Source organism: Shewanella sp. SM73 (assembly GCF_025653795.1).
Lineage (GTDB): Bacteria > Pseudomonadota > Gammaproteobacteria > Enterobacterales > Shewanellaceae > Shewanella > Shewanella oncorhynchi.
Window position 1 is genome coordinate 164,159 of the sequence record NZ_JAKKRY010000013.1, and the last position, 16,239, is coordinate 180,397.

A 16,239-nucleotide genomic window follows, 5' to 3' on the forward strand; every position below is an offset into this window, starting at 1 on the left:
TTTGAATACCTCTCAATACTGACAATGCTTAACATCGCTTTTTTGGGGCGCTGTTTTGATGTATTTAGTGTACTGCGGGTATCAATGATAAATAAATTTGATTAATTTTATTCATTGCATAAGTTTTGTTTACTTTGATGTTGCTATTAAACTTAAGGTTTGAGTTTACAACGTAGTAGCGTGTGCCCTAGGCCAAGATTGTCTGTGTCTTCATCCACATACAGTCCCGCTTGGTGAAGCAGGGCCAATAAATCCTTAGAGTGATACATGCGGCTATTGCCATTGGCCATGGCGCTGAAATAGAGGCTAGTGGCATTTACGCAATAGGCGGAGGCGGCCGATGGCTGTCTATCCCAAAAGGTTTCGACGATAAAGAGTTGGCTGCTTGATGTCATTGCCTTTGCCGTGCGTTGTAAAATGCTCAGGATTTGGATTTTTGAGAAGCAATCCAGAAATTGACTCATCCAGTAAGTATCGGCGCCTTCGACAAAGGGTAGTGAGTCGTCCAGCAGATCGGTGGCAAAGGTATGCACGCGTGCTGCAAAACCTCGTGCGAGTGCATTTTGTGTGGCTACCTCTAGTTGACCCGGAAAATCCATAATCGTAACTTCAACGTTTGCGTCATAATCACAGCAGCTCAGTGCCCATTTTCCGGTATTGCCGCCTATATCCACTAAATGGATTGGCTTATGGGCAAACACTAATGGTAGAAGCTGTGGAAAGGCATGATCCGAATAGTAATGATCGAAGGCAAACCAGCTCTGTTTCGCTTTGGGTGGTAGATCTTTTAAGGCGGGATAGATGGTATTCCAGTCACCGAACACCTTAAGTCCTGCGGCCTTGCCTTCGAGTAGCGCGGTATCAAGGTTAAAAAGGCCTTGATAGCAAACATCCTGCACAAAGTTAAGGTTGATGGCTGCCATGTCGTCATGGAGTAAAAAGTGCCCAGTTTTGTCGAGCACATAGCCATTTTCATGTTGCCAAACGAGACCCATACTGAGCCCCATATCCAACAATACCCCCAAGGCATATTCACTCAGTGGGGTGGATTGGCTTAACTCGGCCGCAGTGATCCCATGTTCGGCCGCTTTATCTATTTGGGCTAGCACATCGAATTTGAGTAGGCAGTGGGCGACTTGGAAACTAATGGGGCCAAAGGCAATTTTTTGAGCTTCAAACTTTGCATTGAAGGCGCTGATGTTACTTGGTGTTCGGTAAAAAGACATAAAAAGGAATGAATTGGCGAGCGGGTCCGTTCTTTATAACCAAGTTAGCCGTGAAAGCCAGTTGAGATACAAAGAACTATGAGCTGTATCCAAACTTGAGCAGTAACTTGTTTATGCTCTGTAATCGAGATCTAAATAATGGAATGCCATAAATAAAAATACCCAGCCAAAGCTGGGTATTTTAAGGACGATAAAACGTCGTTTATTGAACGTTTTCTTCGTCGCCGAATTGGCCTTGGAACAAGACTGAAGATAGGTAACGCTCGGCAGCCGATGGCAAAATCACCACAATGGTTTTGCCTGCAAACTCTGGCAACTCAGCGATGCGGTTGGCGGCGACAACGGCGGCACCCGATGAAATACCCACTAAAATGCCTTCTTCTTGCATTAAGCGGCGGGCCATGTCGATGGCTTCATCGTTAGTAACAGCTTCAACACGGTCAATCAATTCTAAATCTAAGTTACCTGGGATAAAGCCAGCACCAATACCTTGGATTTTATGCGGCCCTGGTTGCACAGGTAAACCCGCTAAGGTTTGAGCTATAACAGGAGAATCTGCTGGCTCAACCGCAACTGAGGTGATGGTTTTACCGGCCACTTTTTTCAAGTAACGGCTTACCCCAGTAATTGTACCGCCAGTACCTACACCGGCAACAAACACATCCACTTCACCATCGGTATCATTCCAGATTTCTGGACCTGTGGTTTTTTCATGGATTTCTGGGTTAGCAGGGTTATTAAACTGCTGCAATAAAATGTATTTTTCAGGAGCCGATTGGCGAATTTCTTCCGCTTTATCAATGGCACCTTTCATGCCTTTCGCGCCTTCAGTCAGCACGAGAGTTGCGCCTAGGGCTTTGAGTAGCTTACGACGCTCTAAACTCATGGTATTTGGCATGGTCAGGGTCAGTTTATAGCCACGGGCCGCGGCAACATACGCTAATGCAATACCTGTGTTGCCTGATGTCGGCTCAATCAGCTCGTGATTTTTTGTTAATAGACCTTTCTTCTCGGCATCCCAAATCATATTGGCACCGATACGGCATTTAACACTGAAACTTGGGTTACGGGCTTCGACTTTGGCCAGCACTTTACCTTGGCTAACACGGTTTAAACGTACTAGTGGTGTATTACCAATAGTATATGAATTATCTTCGAAAATTTTGCTCATGGATTGCTTGCTCCTATGTTGGCACTACTGAATCATAATCTGCTGTGGCGCTTTTAGAAGTGATTGTTTGTTCTTCTTTATTCGATTTGGTTATTAAAGGGTGTGCTGTTATTCGCAAACCCTGATTGGCAGCCAGTTTAACTGTGTTAACCTCTTGCTAACATAAAAAAGATTGTGGCATTAACAGGGATAACTTCTTGATGTCTCAATCGTAAAACTAGCCTATCACTCGTATCGGACAAGCGCAAAGATGAAGCAGCAACAAATGGATCTGGGTAAAGATCCAAAAACGATGGTAACGCCAAAGGCATTTACCATTGCAGCAGCCGTGTTATATACCCCATTGGCGACACCGTTGAAGCGGATGTTAGCCATACTGATTGATGGTTTGCTGATCACTGTGTTAGCTGAACAGATGGATTGGATGTTTGTCTTGCTGGTGGTCAGTATTATCTGGATTGAAAAGCGCAGTCGTAAGTTTGGTCGTTTATTAAAGTGGGGACTTTATGCCCTGATGTTGGTTTTTATGTTGCTGACAACCGCCAATAATCTGTTTGATTTTAATGGCTCAGACGTTAAAAGCAGTGAGGGAGTAGAGCAACAATTGGCATTAGGTGAACAAATCATTACGTCACTACCAGCATTGATGTCGTTGAGCCAGTGCAATAATTATGCTTGTGGTAAAACTCAAGTTCAATCCCTACATGAAGCGATAAAAAGCGCTTCAGGATCAAAGGGCATGACAGAAAATGATCAACGTGAAATAGTGCTAGCAACCATAGCCAACAGTAGTTTGCCTGCCATAGACAGTGAAAAGTTACAGGCGGAAGTGCTTAATGGCAGCCTATGGCCTGTTATTACGCTTCCTGTTGAGTTGGCGACAACAGATTCTCCGCCTGAGCCACTTCAGCCTATTCAAGCTATTTCGCCGGATGTACAGCCGCAAAGTGCGGTGGCTGATGCAGTGAATGTGAGCCCTTCGCAATATTCTCGCCTCAGAACCGTTGATGAAGCAACAAGCCATAGTGTTGTCGCTTGGGTTAAAGGCTTTCTGAGTGATATGGGGCTGGGTTTTGGTTGGGCAGCGTTTTACTTTACCGTCTTTACTGCACGATTTGATGGTCAAACCTTAGGTAAGAAGATGCTGGGCATTCGGGTGATCCAGCTCGATGGTGCCAACATCAGTTTATGGGCCGCGTTTGGCCGTTATGGTGGCTATGCCGCAGGCTTTACCACAGGCTTACTTGGCTTTATGCAAATATTTTGGGATGCCAATCGGCAGGGGATCCAAGATAAAATATCTTCAACAGTCGTGATAGACTTAGTGCAAATGCATAAAAAGCAACGATTAGAGCAACAAGCGCAGGGGCAAAATGAGTTAGCACCTGTGCTTACGAGTGATGATGCATCCTCTGCTCACCTTACAACCAGTACCCGTTTGGAGCATTTATGAAACAGGTCGTCATTTCGGGGAGTGGCCTATTTACGCCGCCCCACAGTATTTCCAATGAAGCCTTAGTTGAGAGCTTCAATGCTTATGTGGATATTTTCAATCTTGAAAATGCAGGCTTAATTGAGCAAGGCCATGTTGCGGCTTTGTCCTATTCATCGAGCGAGTTTATTGAAAAAGCCTCCGGCATCAAGCACAGATATGTGATGGTGAAAGAGGGCATTCTGGATCCCGAAGTCATGATGCCGTTGATTCCTGAGCGCAGCAGTGACGAATTATCTATGCAGGCTGAGATTGGCCTTGAAGCTGCCTTGATGGCACTAAAGAATGCTAATCTCAAGGCTGAACAAATTGACTTAGTGATTGTTGCCTGTGCTTATACTCAGCGTGCGTATCCTGCTATGGCGATTGAAATTCAACGTGCACTAGGTACGCGGGGTTATGGTTACGACATGCAGGTAGCGTGTTCATCGGCGACGTTTGCAATTGTCGCCGCGGCTAATGCCATTGCTACGGGTTCTGCCTCAAGAGTGTTAGTGATCAACCCTGAGATTTGCTCGGCACAGGTGAATTATCGCGACCGTGACAGCCATTTTATCTTCGGTGATGTGGCGACGGCTCTGGTACTGGAAGAACAAAGCTTAGCCCCGTCTGACCATGTGTTTAAGATCCTCTCGAGCCGCTGTTTTACCGATTACTCGAACAATATTCGCAGTAATTTCGGTTTCTTGAACCGCTGCGATCCGAGTGCGGCCCATCAAGCCGATAAGTTATTCCACCAACAAGGGCGCAAGGTATTTAAAGAGCTGTTGCCGATGATTTACCAACATTTGGATGAACATCTGGCCGAACAAGCGTTAACGCCACAGTCCTTCAAACGTTTGTGGTTACATCAAGCGAACATCAACATGAATCAGTTTGTGGTGAGAAAGTTGCTTGGGGATGATGTGTCAGCGGAACAAGCGCCCGTGGTACTAGATGAATACGCCAATACGGCTTCCGCGGGTTCTGTGATTGCATTTCATAAGTTTTCCGGTGACTTTAAGACTGGCGATTTAGGTTTATTGAGTTCGTTTGGCGCAGGATATTCTATTGGTAGTGTTATTCTGCAGAAGGTCTAAGATTCTCACCGTCATAATAAAAAGCCCACATCGAGGAAGATGTGGGCTTTTTTATGTCAGTTGTTTGCCTAAGTTGCTTTCTGTTTAAGGCAATGATTGTTTATAGCAGCCATGCGTAACTTAACTTCATAAAGTAGGTTTTCTCGTCCCGCGTCAGGCGGCTTAACTCATCATTAGCCTGTAAACTATCAGAGTATCCGAGGTAGAACACACTCTGCGGATTGAGTTTATAACCGTAGAGGAGCTCATTGCCTAAATGCGCTTCCTCACTCTGCGGCGCTGAATATAAATACTGCGCCACATTGCGATTTATCCGGGTGTAAATGCTAGAAAGGCGAATAAAACTGTGTAGACTGAATTGCCAGTTGAGGCGTACATCGCTCAGATTAGCGGTAAAAAGCGCATCTTGTTCCACATCCATTTGCTGATAAACATGGGAGATATCGATAGAAAGTCCATTAGCAATTTTCCAATTGATACTCGGGTTCATTTGCGTTTTAGTGCCCAGCCTATCATTGATAAAATCAATTTCATCGCCGTAGTACATTTCAAGCTCCATACTCAGGGGCGATAACGGGGTTACTGCGCCATAAAACCACACTTGGGTTTCATCATATAGTTGACTATTTCCGGCGATAGTGAGCAGTGAAGCATTGCGGCGAGGGCCCACACGTTCACGGGTTTCTACACCAAAGGTGATTTCGCTTTGTAATGCGCCGAGGATTTCGATGTAGGCTTCATACTCTTCTTCAAGTCGTTCGCCTGCTTGGTTATGAGTGATATCCCAATCTCCAGCTAATTCCACCTTGTTAAAGGTGCCCGTAGGATACCAAATCAAACCCGCACCAGCCTCAAAGGTGCGGTAATCGATTTTTTCGACAAAGCCTAAATCGGCACGAAAATCGGGATCAACTGCGTTGTATTCACTGTATGCAAACCAATTTCGCTCTTCGTGCTTAAAGGTTAACTGATATAAATTGCCGCCAAAGCGGCTATCAGATTGGCTACGTAATACTTGTTCGTTGAGTTGGCAGTGACCGAGTTCGCAATCAAGCTGAGATTGGCCACAGGGCAAACCATTACTAGGGTCATTTTCAGTATCAGTACAAAATTGACGATAGACTCCCGTGGGGTATTGAGTATCCGATTGGGCCACTTGTGCAGTGAAACTGTCCTGTGGTGTTGGTTGATATTTCGCATCCAGACTAATGACATAGTTGTGGTAATCGGGTTGGCTGTTGATCTCATTGTGGGGGTTATTTACTGTACCATTGTGAGTGTTGTCACTGCTCGTTTTCGCGGTAAGTAACCCGCCGATGGAGAAAGTTTTGCTCATGTCGAAACGATAACGTCCCGCAAGGTTCAAACTTTCTTGATCAAGCGAGGCAACCTCTGAGCTTAAATTTCCCGGTACCAAAAACGTGGTTTGGCTATCGTTACTCGCTAGCAGAGCTAAGGTGTGATCATCGCTCTTACTTGTCAGTTTGATACCATAGTCTGGTGCAACAATATTGCGGGTGTGCAGCAGATTAACCTGTGTGTCGAAATAGTCTTTATTATCCAAAAAGAACGGCCGTTTCTCATCATAGAACAAGGAGAAAGTGCTGTTCACATCGAGCTGGCCTGCATCGGATTCCACTTGGGAAAAATCGGGATTAATGGTGGCATTGAGTAAGGTGCTGGAATTAATGCCCCAGCGTAAGTCTACACCTGGTTCGAGATTGTTATCAGCTTCCCAGCCATCCGCCTGTTTATGTTCGTTACGGTTGGCGATAAAAGTCGGGGTGATTTGTACATCCTGTCCTTGTTCTGCCCCCGCCAAGCCAGAAGCCACACCTAACTGACAAAGTTGACAACTCGTATTGCGGTCAATCTTATGGGTCGATAGGCGATGTTTTTCATTGCGTGGATAATAACGAATTAACTCAAAGCCCCATTCTTGCAGGCTTTTCTTGTCGTCAAAGTTGAACAGTCTCAGTGGTAATTCGACTTCGACCTGATAGCCATCGGCGGTGATCTTGCCTGCAGATTTCCAAATACCATCCCATGCTTCGCTTTCTTCACCCGTTAGTTCGTTTTCAATTGAGTCTAATTGCACGCCAAGGGGATTAATAAAAAATTGGTATGCTAAACGGGCATTATTAAAAGTATCGAGTTTAATTCCGACTAAATCATCACTCCACAGCTTGTCTCTGTCCTTGAGGGTTGCCCGAATGAGTTTGGGATTAATATCTTTGGCAGTAAATGCCACAAAAAGACTGGTTTTAGTCGCATAGACTCGCGCCTCGGTTTTCACTAATGCGGCAATGTTTTCCCCTGGTTGGGTTTCGTATTAGAGCTCTGTGACTGCGGCTTGTTGCCAAATGGCATCGTCCAACTCACCGTCGATATTGGCAGCACTGTTAAGTGTTGGAATGGCTAACTGAAATTGGCTGGCATAGCCAGCAATACAAGTTACAGGTAGAAAAGCAAGACTAGATAAGATGATGGCTAAGATTGATTTCAACAAAAAAGACTCAAATAACACATTCGTGGCGCGCATTTTGCCAGAAAACGTGAAGTTAACAATAGCGAGTAATTGTTACAAGGTTTGCGTTGGTTTTAACGGGGGAGAAACATGATGAGATTAGGCGGTTATTGGGTCTAAAAAGTTGGGGCGCAGTGCTGAGCCATGACTCAGCACTGCTGGTGTTACTACTCGGGTGCGATGGCATGGTTGCGATACGCTTCACGATACTTATCGACCCACATGGCCGTCGCGCCACAAATCGCCACTGGCATGACGATAAAGTTGACTATGGGGATCATCGAAAATAGCGTCACAGTGGCGCCAAAGCTAAAACTGGTGCCACGGGTTTGATTCAAGGCAAAGCGCATATCTTTAAAACTGACCTTGTGGTTATCGAAGGGATAATCGCAGTACTGAATCGCCATCATCCAAGCGCTGAATAGAAACCATAAAATCGGCGCCAGCGTCTGGCCTACCATAGGCACTAAAAACAATAACAAAAATACCAGTGCGCGGGGCAGATAGTATTTGAGTTTGATCCACTCACGCCCAAGGATACGCGGTAAGTCTTTGATTAAATCAATACCAGAACCGGTATTCAGCTGCTTACCAGTTAACAACTGCTCGACTTTTTCAGCCAACAGACCATTAAAGGGGGCAGCGAGCCAGTTCATGACGGAGCTAAATACAAAAGCAAGCATCACCAGCATAGTGGTGACGGCGAGGGGCCAAAGCAAAAAGTTTAACCAGCTTAAGTAGTCAGGGAGCTGGGCATTCATCCAAGTGAATAGCGTATCTAACTGGCCTATGGCTACATAAATGACGCCAGCAAACAGCAGTAGGTTAATCATTAACGGAATAAATACGAAAGTGCGCAGGCCTTTACGTGTGATTAAACCAAAGCCATCGAGAAAATAATTAACGCCGCTTTTGGCTGGGAAGGGCAAGGTTTTTTTCTGTGTCATATCGTTTTTCCAAAAAGTTAAGCGACAGCTATATGCGATTGTGATCAACTCATGGACAGATGACAAGCTAAAAGCCGCATGAATTCAATAAAAAGCGTTACAAAATGCTGCCTGCTTTGTTAAAGTTGCCAGCAGAATGCATTTGCACCGCTTGGCTCATTTTCGGGCCAGACTTCAGAGACGCGCTAACTGGCACCATGAGATTAAAACAGATAAAACTTGCCGGCTTTAAGTCGTTTGTCGATCCTACGAAAATTCCTTTTTTACAGGCATTAACCGCCATTATTGGCCCAAATGGCTGCGGTAAATCGAACGTGATCGATGCCGTGCGTTGGGTGCTCGGTGAAAGCTCGGCGAAGCACCTACGCGGTGATTCTATGGCCGATGTGATATTTAACGGTTCAAGTGCGCGAAAACCTGTGTCTGTGGCGGGTGTTGAACTTATTTTTGAAAACAAAGAAGGTCGCCTCGCGGGTCAGTATGCCAGTTATGAAGAAATTGCCGTTAAGCGTCAGGTGAGCCGCGACGGTGAGTCTTGGTATTTTCTCAATGGTCAAAAGTGTCGTCGTAAAGACATTACCGACTTGTTTATGGGCACAGGTCTTGGCCCGCGCAGTTATGCCATTATCGAGCAAGGCACTATTTCCCGCCTGATTGAATCTAAACCCCAAGATTTGCGCACCTTTATTGAGGAAGCCGCTGGGATTTCCCGCTATAAAGAGCGTCGGCGCGAAACTGAAAACCGTATTCGCCATACCCGCGAAAACCTCGAGCGTTTGGGCGATATTCGCAGTGAACTCGGTAAGCAGTTAGATAAACTCGCGCAGCAGGCTAAAGCCGCTAAACAATATCGTGAGCTTAAACAGGCCGAGCGTAAGACCCATGCTGAACTCCTTGTGATGCGCTATCAAGAGTTGCAAGCTCAGATGGCGAGCCTATCTGAGCAGATAAGTGCTATTGAAGTACAGCAAGCGGCGGCGCAGTCACTCGCGCAAACAGATGAATTACAAACCACTGAACTGCAAGTGCAACTCGCGCAATTGGCGGAGCAAGAGCAGCGAGCCGTTGAAGCCTATTATCTGACTGGTACTGAAATCGCTAAGTTAGAGCAACAGCTACAGAATCAAAAGCAGCGCGACGCCCAGCTCGAAACCCAGTTGGCGCAAGTCAAAGAGCATATCCAACAAAATACCGACAAGCTTAACGGCTATAAAGCGAGTCTTAGCGCGTTGGAGCTTGAGCTTGCCAAACTTGGGCCACAGCATGATGAGCAACAAGAGCTCATGGATGAGCTGCAATCCCAATGGGAAATGAGCATAGAACGCAGTCAGCAGCAGGCCGAAGTGGCGCGCCAACAGGCAGCGGATGTTTCTCAGCATAAGTTGCAGCTTGAACTACGTCGCAGCCAGTTAGCGCATCAGCAGCAATTACTGCAACACAAACAGCAGCAAAGTCGTGAGCAGCAGGCGCAACTTTCGGCGTTAATGGACGGTGATCTCGCATCGAGTATTACACCATTGCAGCAAGATATTGAGTCTTTGGATGATGCGCTCACACTGCAAAATGAAATTAATCATCAGCAAGAACAAAGTGTAAGTGCAAGTACGCAAGCTTTAGATGAAGCCCGTCATAGCGCTGAGCACATTCAGCAGCAATTAACCGCGACTAAAGCGCGCCATGAGCTGGTTGAACAGTGGTTGACTAAGCAAGAACAGCAGAGTGATAAACCGCAGTTATGGCAGAGTTTAACCGTTGAAAATGGTTGGGAAACAGCGGCGGAACTCGCCCTAAATGGCTTGTTGACCTTGCCCGTTGGCGTCACTGAAACTGAAATGGGGTTTCAAGCGTTAGCGTCACAATCAAGCCAAAGTGAATTTTTACAGGCTAAGGTGAATCTCGCCCCTTGGTTAGCGGGGCTTAAGTGGGCAAAGGATATCCATGCAGCGAAAGAACTGCTGCCACAGCTAACATCCGATCAACGGATTGTCACCGCCGACGGTTATCTACTGGGACAAGGTTTTTTAATCACGAAAACAGAGGGCGCCCAGTCACTGGTGCAACTCAGTAAAGAGCAAGCTCAGTTAGCGCAAAATATCCTCGATTTGCAACAATCCCTGCAGATTCGGCAAGACAAGATGACAGATCTTGCGGCTATTTTGCAGCAACAAAGACTGCAACTGACCGATGGCGCGCAAAAATTACATCAATGGCAGTTAGACAAAGCGACTAAGTCGATGCAGCTTAGTGGTTTAATCGAGCAAGTGAAGGCGCGCGTCGAACAGCAAAGTAAACTCGACGCGGCTTTAAGTACGAGTTTGATTGATATTGAACGCTTAAGCGAGCAATACGAATTATTAGCAGAACAAGAAATGGAGCTCGATGAGACGCTGCAGGCTAGTGAAGATATTCAGCGGCAACTCATCCAAGACACACAGGCTGATAGTGTGCGCCATCAAGCATTAAAAGGGCGTATTACTGAGGTAGAACGTCAATTATCAGCCACTGCGACGGGTTTGCAAGCCGTGACGATGCGCATGGCCGTGAGCACGGAGCAAATTGAATTACAGCAAGTGCGTGTCAATGAACTCATCCACTCCCGCGAGTCTGTGTTAACAGAACTTGCCAAAGTTGCCCAATTGAGTGGGGTGCAAAATAGTGTGCAGCTGACTGAGCAGTTAACGCAGTTACTAAAGCAACAACATGAGCAACAACAGGGCTTAAAAGAGGTTCGTCAGCAGCAAAGTGTGCTCACAGACACATTAAACAGTATAGGAATAAAGCAAAAACAAGAGCTTGGTAAGCTTGAGGACTTGACTCAAAGCCTGAGCACGTTAAAGTTACGTCGTGAAGGAATAAAAGGCCAAGCGAATAGTCAGCTGGAAGCCTTGCAGGAACAGCAAATCATTCTGTCTGAAATCCTTGGAAACTTGCCCGCAGAGGGGATGCCAGACAAGTGGCAGAGTGATTTAGATCAAATACGGCAGAAAATTGTTCGTTTAGGTGCCATTAACCTTGCGGCGATCGAAGAATTTGAACAGCAAAGTGAGCGAAAATCTTATCTTGATCATCAAGATGACGATTTAAATAAAGGGCTTGCAACCTTAGAGGAAGCGATCCGTAAAATAGATAAGGAAACCCGAAGCCGCTTTAAGACGACATTTGACTCAGTCAACGAAGATCTCGGACGCTTATTTCCGAAAGTGTTTGGTGGCGGCCGAGCTTATTTAGCGTTAACTGACGACGATTTGCTAGAAACGGGCGTGACTATCATGGCCCAACCACCGGGGAAGAAGAACAGCACAATCCATCTTCTTTCGGGTGGTGAAAAAGCATTAACCGCTTTATCATTGGTATTCGCCATTTTTAGGCTGAATCCTGCTCCCTTCTGTATGTTAGATGAAGTGGATGCGCCATTAGACGATGCCAACGTAGAACGCTTCTGTCGATTGCTAAAAGAAATGTCACAGAGCGTACAGTTTATTTATATCAGCCATAACAAAATAACCATGGAAATGGCGGATCAACTTATTGGCGTGACTATGCACGAGCCCGGTGTGTCTCGTATAGTTGCGGTAGACATAGAGCAAGCGGTGGCGATGGCTGACGCTGGATAACTAGAAGAAAGACAGGGTAACCAATGGAAGATTTGCAACTAGTATTGTTCGTTTTAGGCGCCATAGCCATAGTTGCTGTGCTGGTGCATGGATTTTGGTCTATCAGAAGACAACAGCCTAAGTCATTGAAAGATAGCCCAATGAGCAACTTTTATAAGAAACAGGCTGAGAAAGGTGAGCCGAGTCCGAAGCGGATCGATTCAGAAGGGTTTGATGCCGATGGTATTGGCGCCGTACGCGTGCGCAAAGCCGGTGAACTTGCACCTAACAACGAAACTCCTGCGACCAATCCTTATTTGAAGCAGGAAGTAAAGCTAGAACCTAAGCCTGAATTTAAACCACAAGAGTTTAAATCAGCAGAATTTAAACCAGAGTTGAAAGTTGGCCCTAAACACGAGCCTGTAACAGCTCAGCCTGATTTTAGCTTGCAGCCACCCGTGGCAAAAGAGCAACACCGTGGCCCGAAAGTCTCGCGTCAAGAGCCCGTTTTGAACACTCAAGTGAGCACGCAAACTCCGCCAATGGGTCAATCTCATGCGGCTATCGTCGCGCAAAAAGCGGCTGAGCAGGAACATGCCTTACGTAGTGCAGCTCCGCAGCAAACGGCCTTGTTTGACGAAAATGAATATAAAGAAGATAGCTATCAAGAAGAGGTTGTCGAACAAGCCGCTGAAGATGAGTTAGGTGAACCACGCGACGTACTGGTATTACACGTGGTCGCTAAAGAGGGTCTACAGCTTAACGGAGCCGAATTGCTACCTTGTTTCTTAACCTTGAATTTTAAATATGGCGATATGAATATTTTCCATCGCCATGTGGATAATGCTGGCAATGGTAAAGTATTGTTCTCGATAGCGAATATGCTAAAGCCTGGCGTGTTTGATCCGGATAATATGGAGCAGTTCAGTACCCAAGGTGTGGTGTTTTTCATGACTTTGCCTTGCTACGGTGACGCCCTAATGAATTTCTCGATTATGCTTAACTCGGCGCGTCAACTCGCGGATGATATCGATGCGGTCGTGCTTGACGGACAACGCCAACCTTGGGGTGAGTTCACTAAGCAAGATTATTTACACCGCATTCGCGCTAACGCTTAAGCCGACGCCGCAACTTGGCGGTTAATACATTGATGAGGCCGCGATTGCGGCCTCATTTTTTGTGATCTACTTTTTGTGATCTAAAGAATTCTGGATAAAGAATATGCAAGACATTCAAATCGATACACTTCTGTCTAAAGACGTCACCCCAGAAAACGCATCGCAGGTGATGCAGGCGCTCAGCCAATCGCTGAACGAGCACAACATTCGTTACTATGTGGACGATGCTCCGAGCATTACCGATTCTGAGTACGACAGGTTGATGCAGCGTTTACTCAAGTTAGAAGCCTTGTATCCCCATTTGATTGTCGCTGATTCACCGACTCAAAGGGTGGGCGGATTGGCACTGGCTAAGTTTGAGCAAATCACGCACCTTAAGCCTATGTTGAGCCTAGATAATGCCTTCGATGAGGCGGATTTCAGTGCTTTCCATAAGCGTGTCACCGATAAAGTGGGTGAGGTGAGTTTTTGTTGTGAGCCTAAACTTGATGGCCTTGCCGTGAGTATCTTGTATCGCCATGGTGTGCTCGAGCGTGCGGCGACGCGCGGCGATGGTTCAGTGGGTGAAGACATCACTGAAAATGTTAAAACCATTAAATCGATCCCGCTTAAATTACGCGGTCATGATTTTCCCGAGCTCGTTGAAGTGCGCGGCGAGGCTTTTATGCCAAAAGCCGCTTTTGAAGCTTTGAATGATAGGGCGCGCGCCAAGGATGAAAAACTCTTTGTTAATCCGCGTAACGCAGCAGCCGGTAGCCTACGTCAACTTGACAGTAAAATTACTGCTGCCCGTTCATTGGCTTTTTATGCCTATGCGCTTGGTGTTGTTGAGCCGGATTCCCATCCGTTAGCTAAAACCCATTTTGAACAGTTGCAACAGCTTAAGTCGTGGGGTTTACCCGTTAGTAGCGAAATCAAAGTCTGCGCTGAATTAAGTCAAGTCTATGATTACTACAAAGACATTCTTACTCGTCGCGGCGATTTAGCCTTTGAAATTGATGGGGTAGTGATGAAAGTTAACGATATTGCCCAGCAGCAACGTTTAGGTTTTGTGGCTAAATCTCCCCGCTGGGCGATTGCCTATAAGTTCCCTGCGCAGGAAGAAATGACTCAACTTGAAGGCGTTGATTTTCAAGTTGGGCGCACAGGTGCTGTCACGCCAGTGGCGCGCTTAAAGCCAGTGTTTGTTGGTGGCGTGACGGTATCGAATGCAACGCTGCACAATGCCGATGAAATTGCCCGCTTAGGCATTAAAGTCGGTGACACAGTGATCATCCGCCGCGCTGGCGATGTGATCCCACAAATTGTTGCCATAGTGCCCGAAAGACGCCCTGAAACGGCGACTGACATTGTATTCCCGCACAATTGTCCTGTATGTGGCAGTTTAGTTGAGCGCCTAGAAGGTGAGGCTGTGGCTCGCTGTAGCGGTGGTTTATTCTGCGAAGCGCAGCGTAAAGAAGCGATTAAGCATTTTGCATCCCGCAAGGCTTTAGATATCGATGGCATGGGCGACAAAGTCGTTGAGCAATTGATTGATAAAGAGTTAGTTCAAAGTCCTGCGGATCTGTTTAAGCTCACTGCTTCCATGATGACTATGCTTGACCGCATGGGGATGAAGTCGGCAACCAATTTAGCTGCCGCGATTGAAGCGGCCAAAACGACCACTCTCGCGCGTTTCTTATATGGCTTAGGTATTCGCGAAGTGGGCGAGGCGACGGCAGCAAACCTGGCGGCGCACTTTGCCAGTCTAGATGCGCTGCGGGTGGCAACTGTGGAGCAGTTAACTGAAGTGGAAGATGTTGGTGCTGTCGTTGCCCAGCATGTGGCCCATTTTTTTGCCCAGCCCCATAACCTTGAAGTTATTGATGCTTTAGTTGCTGCAGGTGTGCATTGGCCCGCCATTCAAGCACCTAGTGCAGATGCACAGCCGCTTAAAGGCCAAACTTGGGTATTGACTGGCACCTTAAATCAGCTCAATCGCAATGATGCTAAAGCGCAGTTGCAGGCGTTGGGGGCGAAAGTGGCAGGCAGTGTCTCCAAAAATACCGATTGTTTAGTGGCAGGAGAGGCGGCAGGTTCAAAACTGGCTAAAGCGCAGGAGCTTGGTGTTAAAGTGATGGATGAAGACGAGCTGTTAGCCCTTCTCGCCGCGAACGCTTGATTGGCGTCAGTTGAGAGAGCGTTGGCTTGATGTTGATTCAATGCTGGCTGTAGCGGCTGCAGCCTTGTATCAAGGGGTGAATACCGCTGAATAGCCGATATTAAATAGCGCCTGGCCCAAGGCGCTATTTTTTTGTCTGAAAATAATCAAGGTGCGGAAAGATTATCTGCTTTGGCTATTGAATTAACCGCGATTGGCACCATCTCCTTGATATGCTGTTTTAGATTTTGCTGATTGGAAACCTATTTGAATTTTAGTCACATCACTTGGCTTGATGATAAAGGCCACATTAAACCGCCCATCTTTTTATATGCGCTTTTGGCTTATCTCGCGCGTGGTTGGTGTATTTTTATCGCCTCGCTGACTCAGATGGGTGATCGTTCTGAGTTAGTGCGGATTTTTTACCCTGAAAAGTCAGATTTTTTGCTAGCACTCGGGGCGGGACTTGGCGCGGTTTTGATTTATCTTGTGGTGATTGCTGAGCGTCGCCGTTCGCCTCAATGGTTAAGACCTATTTTTATGCATTTAAAATGGGGGTTGTGGTTGCTGTTGATTATTGATGGCGTCTTGTTGGGTCAGCGGTTAATCCATGGCCAATTTCTGTTTCATTGGAGTCTTGCTTTAGATGCTTTAATGTTATTTTGGTCGAGTATTTATCTTATTAAATCGAAGCGACTCAGTTATTACCTCCGTGATTGGCCAAAAGAAGAAGCTAAAGAACTTCAGCCTTAGTTTTTATCGTATTGTTATATAATAACTTTATTTAGATCTGAGCGGTGGGGCGCATGACGATGTGTTCTATCCCTCAGTTTGATAAGGATTTTTACCTTATTTCTCCATTGAATGCTTTGAATCATCTATAGTTATATGTACTTAGCTTAAATGTGCCCTGTTGGATACGCAGATGAGGCCATCTGTTTATATC

The 16,239-nt window shown here is 46.3% G+C and carries 11 protein-coding genes; 6 read left to right on the top strand and 5 right to left on the bottom strand.

What is annotated here, in order from left to right:
• Positions 1-152: 152 nt before the first annotated feature.
• Both L5M51_RS17160 and cysK read right to left on the bottom strand, forming a co-directional pair.
• Complete coding sequence (locus L5M51_RS17160; RefSeq protein ID WP_173497362.1) at positions 153-1,226, bottom strand: methyltransferase; 1,074 nt, start codon at positions 1,224-1,226, stop codon at positions 153-155.
• 202 nt (positions 1,227-1,428) lie between these two features.
• Positions 1,429-2,397 (bottom strand): cysteine synthase A, encoded by a 969-nt coding sequence (gene cysK / locus L5M51_RS17165; protein WP_113940761.1) that lies wholly within the window; start codon positions 2,395-2,397, stop codon positions 1,429-1,431.
• A 250-nt stretch (positions 2,398-2,647) separates the two neighbouring features.
• Between cysK and L5M51_RS17170 the strand changes: the two genes are divergently transcribed.
• Both L5M51_RS17170 and L5M51_RS17175 read left to right on the top strand, forming a co-directional pair.
• Positions 2,648-3,850, top strand: coding sequence for an RDD family protein (locus L5M51_RS17170; RefSeq protein ID WP_263173853.1), 1,203 nt, complete (start codon positions 2,648-2,650; stop codon positions 3,848-3,850).
• Positions 3,847-4,968 carry a beta-ketoacyl-ACP synthase III gene (locus L5M51_RS17175; protein WP_219253774.1) on the top strand — a complete coding sequence of 374 codons (1,122 nt, stop codon included), beginning with the start codon at positions 3,847-3,849 and terminating at the stop codon, positions 4,966-4,968. Before L5M51_RS17170 ends, L5M51_RS17175 begins: the two co-directional genes overlap by 4 nt.
• A 100-nt stretch (positions 4,969-5,068) precedes the next feature.
• Here the strand turns inward: L5M51_RS17175 and L5M51_RS17180 are convergent, their stop codons facing one another.
• The 3 genes from L5M51_RS17180 to cysZ form a co-directional block, all read right to left on the bottom strand.
• Complete coding sequence (locus L5M51_RS17180; protein ID WP_263173855.1) at positions 5,069-7,264, bottom strand: carbohydrate binding family 9 domain-containing protein; 2,196 nt, start codon at positions 7,262-7,264, stop codon at positions 5,069-5,071.
• Between the two features lie 36 nt (positions 7,265-7,300).
• Positions 7,301-7,477: a hypothetical protein gene (locus L5M51_RS17185; RefSeq protein WP_263173857.1), complete on the bottom strand. Its 177-nt coding sequence runs from the start codon at positions 7,475-7,477 to the stop codon at positions 7,301-7,303.
• 185 nt (positions 7,478-7,662) lie between these two features.
• Complete coding sequence (gene cysZ / locus L5M51_RS17190; RefSeq protein ID WP_028760963.1) at positions 7,663-8,442, bottom strand: sulfate transporter CysZ; 780 nt, start codon at positions 8,440-8,442, stop codon at positions 7,663-7,665.
• A 197-nt stretch (positions 8,443-8,639) separates the two neighbouring features.
• Between cysZ and L5M51_RS17195 the strand changes: the two genes are divergently transcribed.
• From L5M51_RS17195 to L5M51_RS17210, 4 genes are all read left to right on the top strand, one after another.
• Positions 8,640-12,056 (top strand): chromosome segregation protein SMC, encoded by a 3,417-nt coding sequence (locus tag L5M51_RS17195; protein ID WP_263146359.1) that lies wholly within the window; start codon positions 8,640-8,642, stop codon positions 12,054-12,056.
• Between the two features lie 23 nt (positions 12,057-12,079).
• Entirely contained in the window at positions 12,080-13,153 is a 1,074-nt protein-coding gene (gene zipA, locus L5M51_RS17200) for a cell division protein ZipA (protein WP_113940764.1), read from the top strand.
• A gap of 103 nt (positions 13,154-13,256) precedes the next feature.
• Entirely contained in the window at positions 13,257-15,314 is a 2,058-nt protein-coding gene (gene ligA, locus L5M51_RS17205) for an NAD-dependent DNA ligase LigA (RefSeq protein WP_219234395.1), read from the top strand.
• Between the two features lie 246 nt (positions 15,315-15,560).
• Positions 15,561-16,046, top strand: a complete 486-nt coding sequence (locus L5M51_RS17210; protein WP_263173859.1) for a DUF2919 domain-containing protein — start codon at positions 15,561-15,563, stop codon at positions 16,044-16,046.
• The last annotated feature ends 193 nt before the right edge of the window (positions 16,047-16,239 follow it).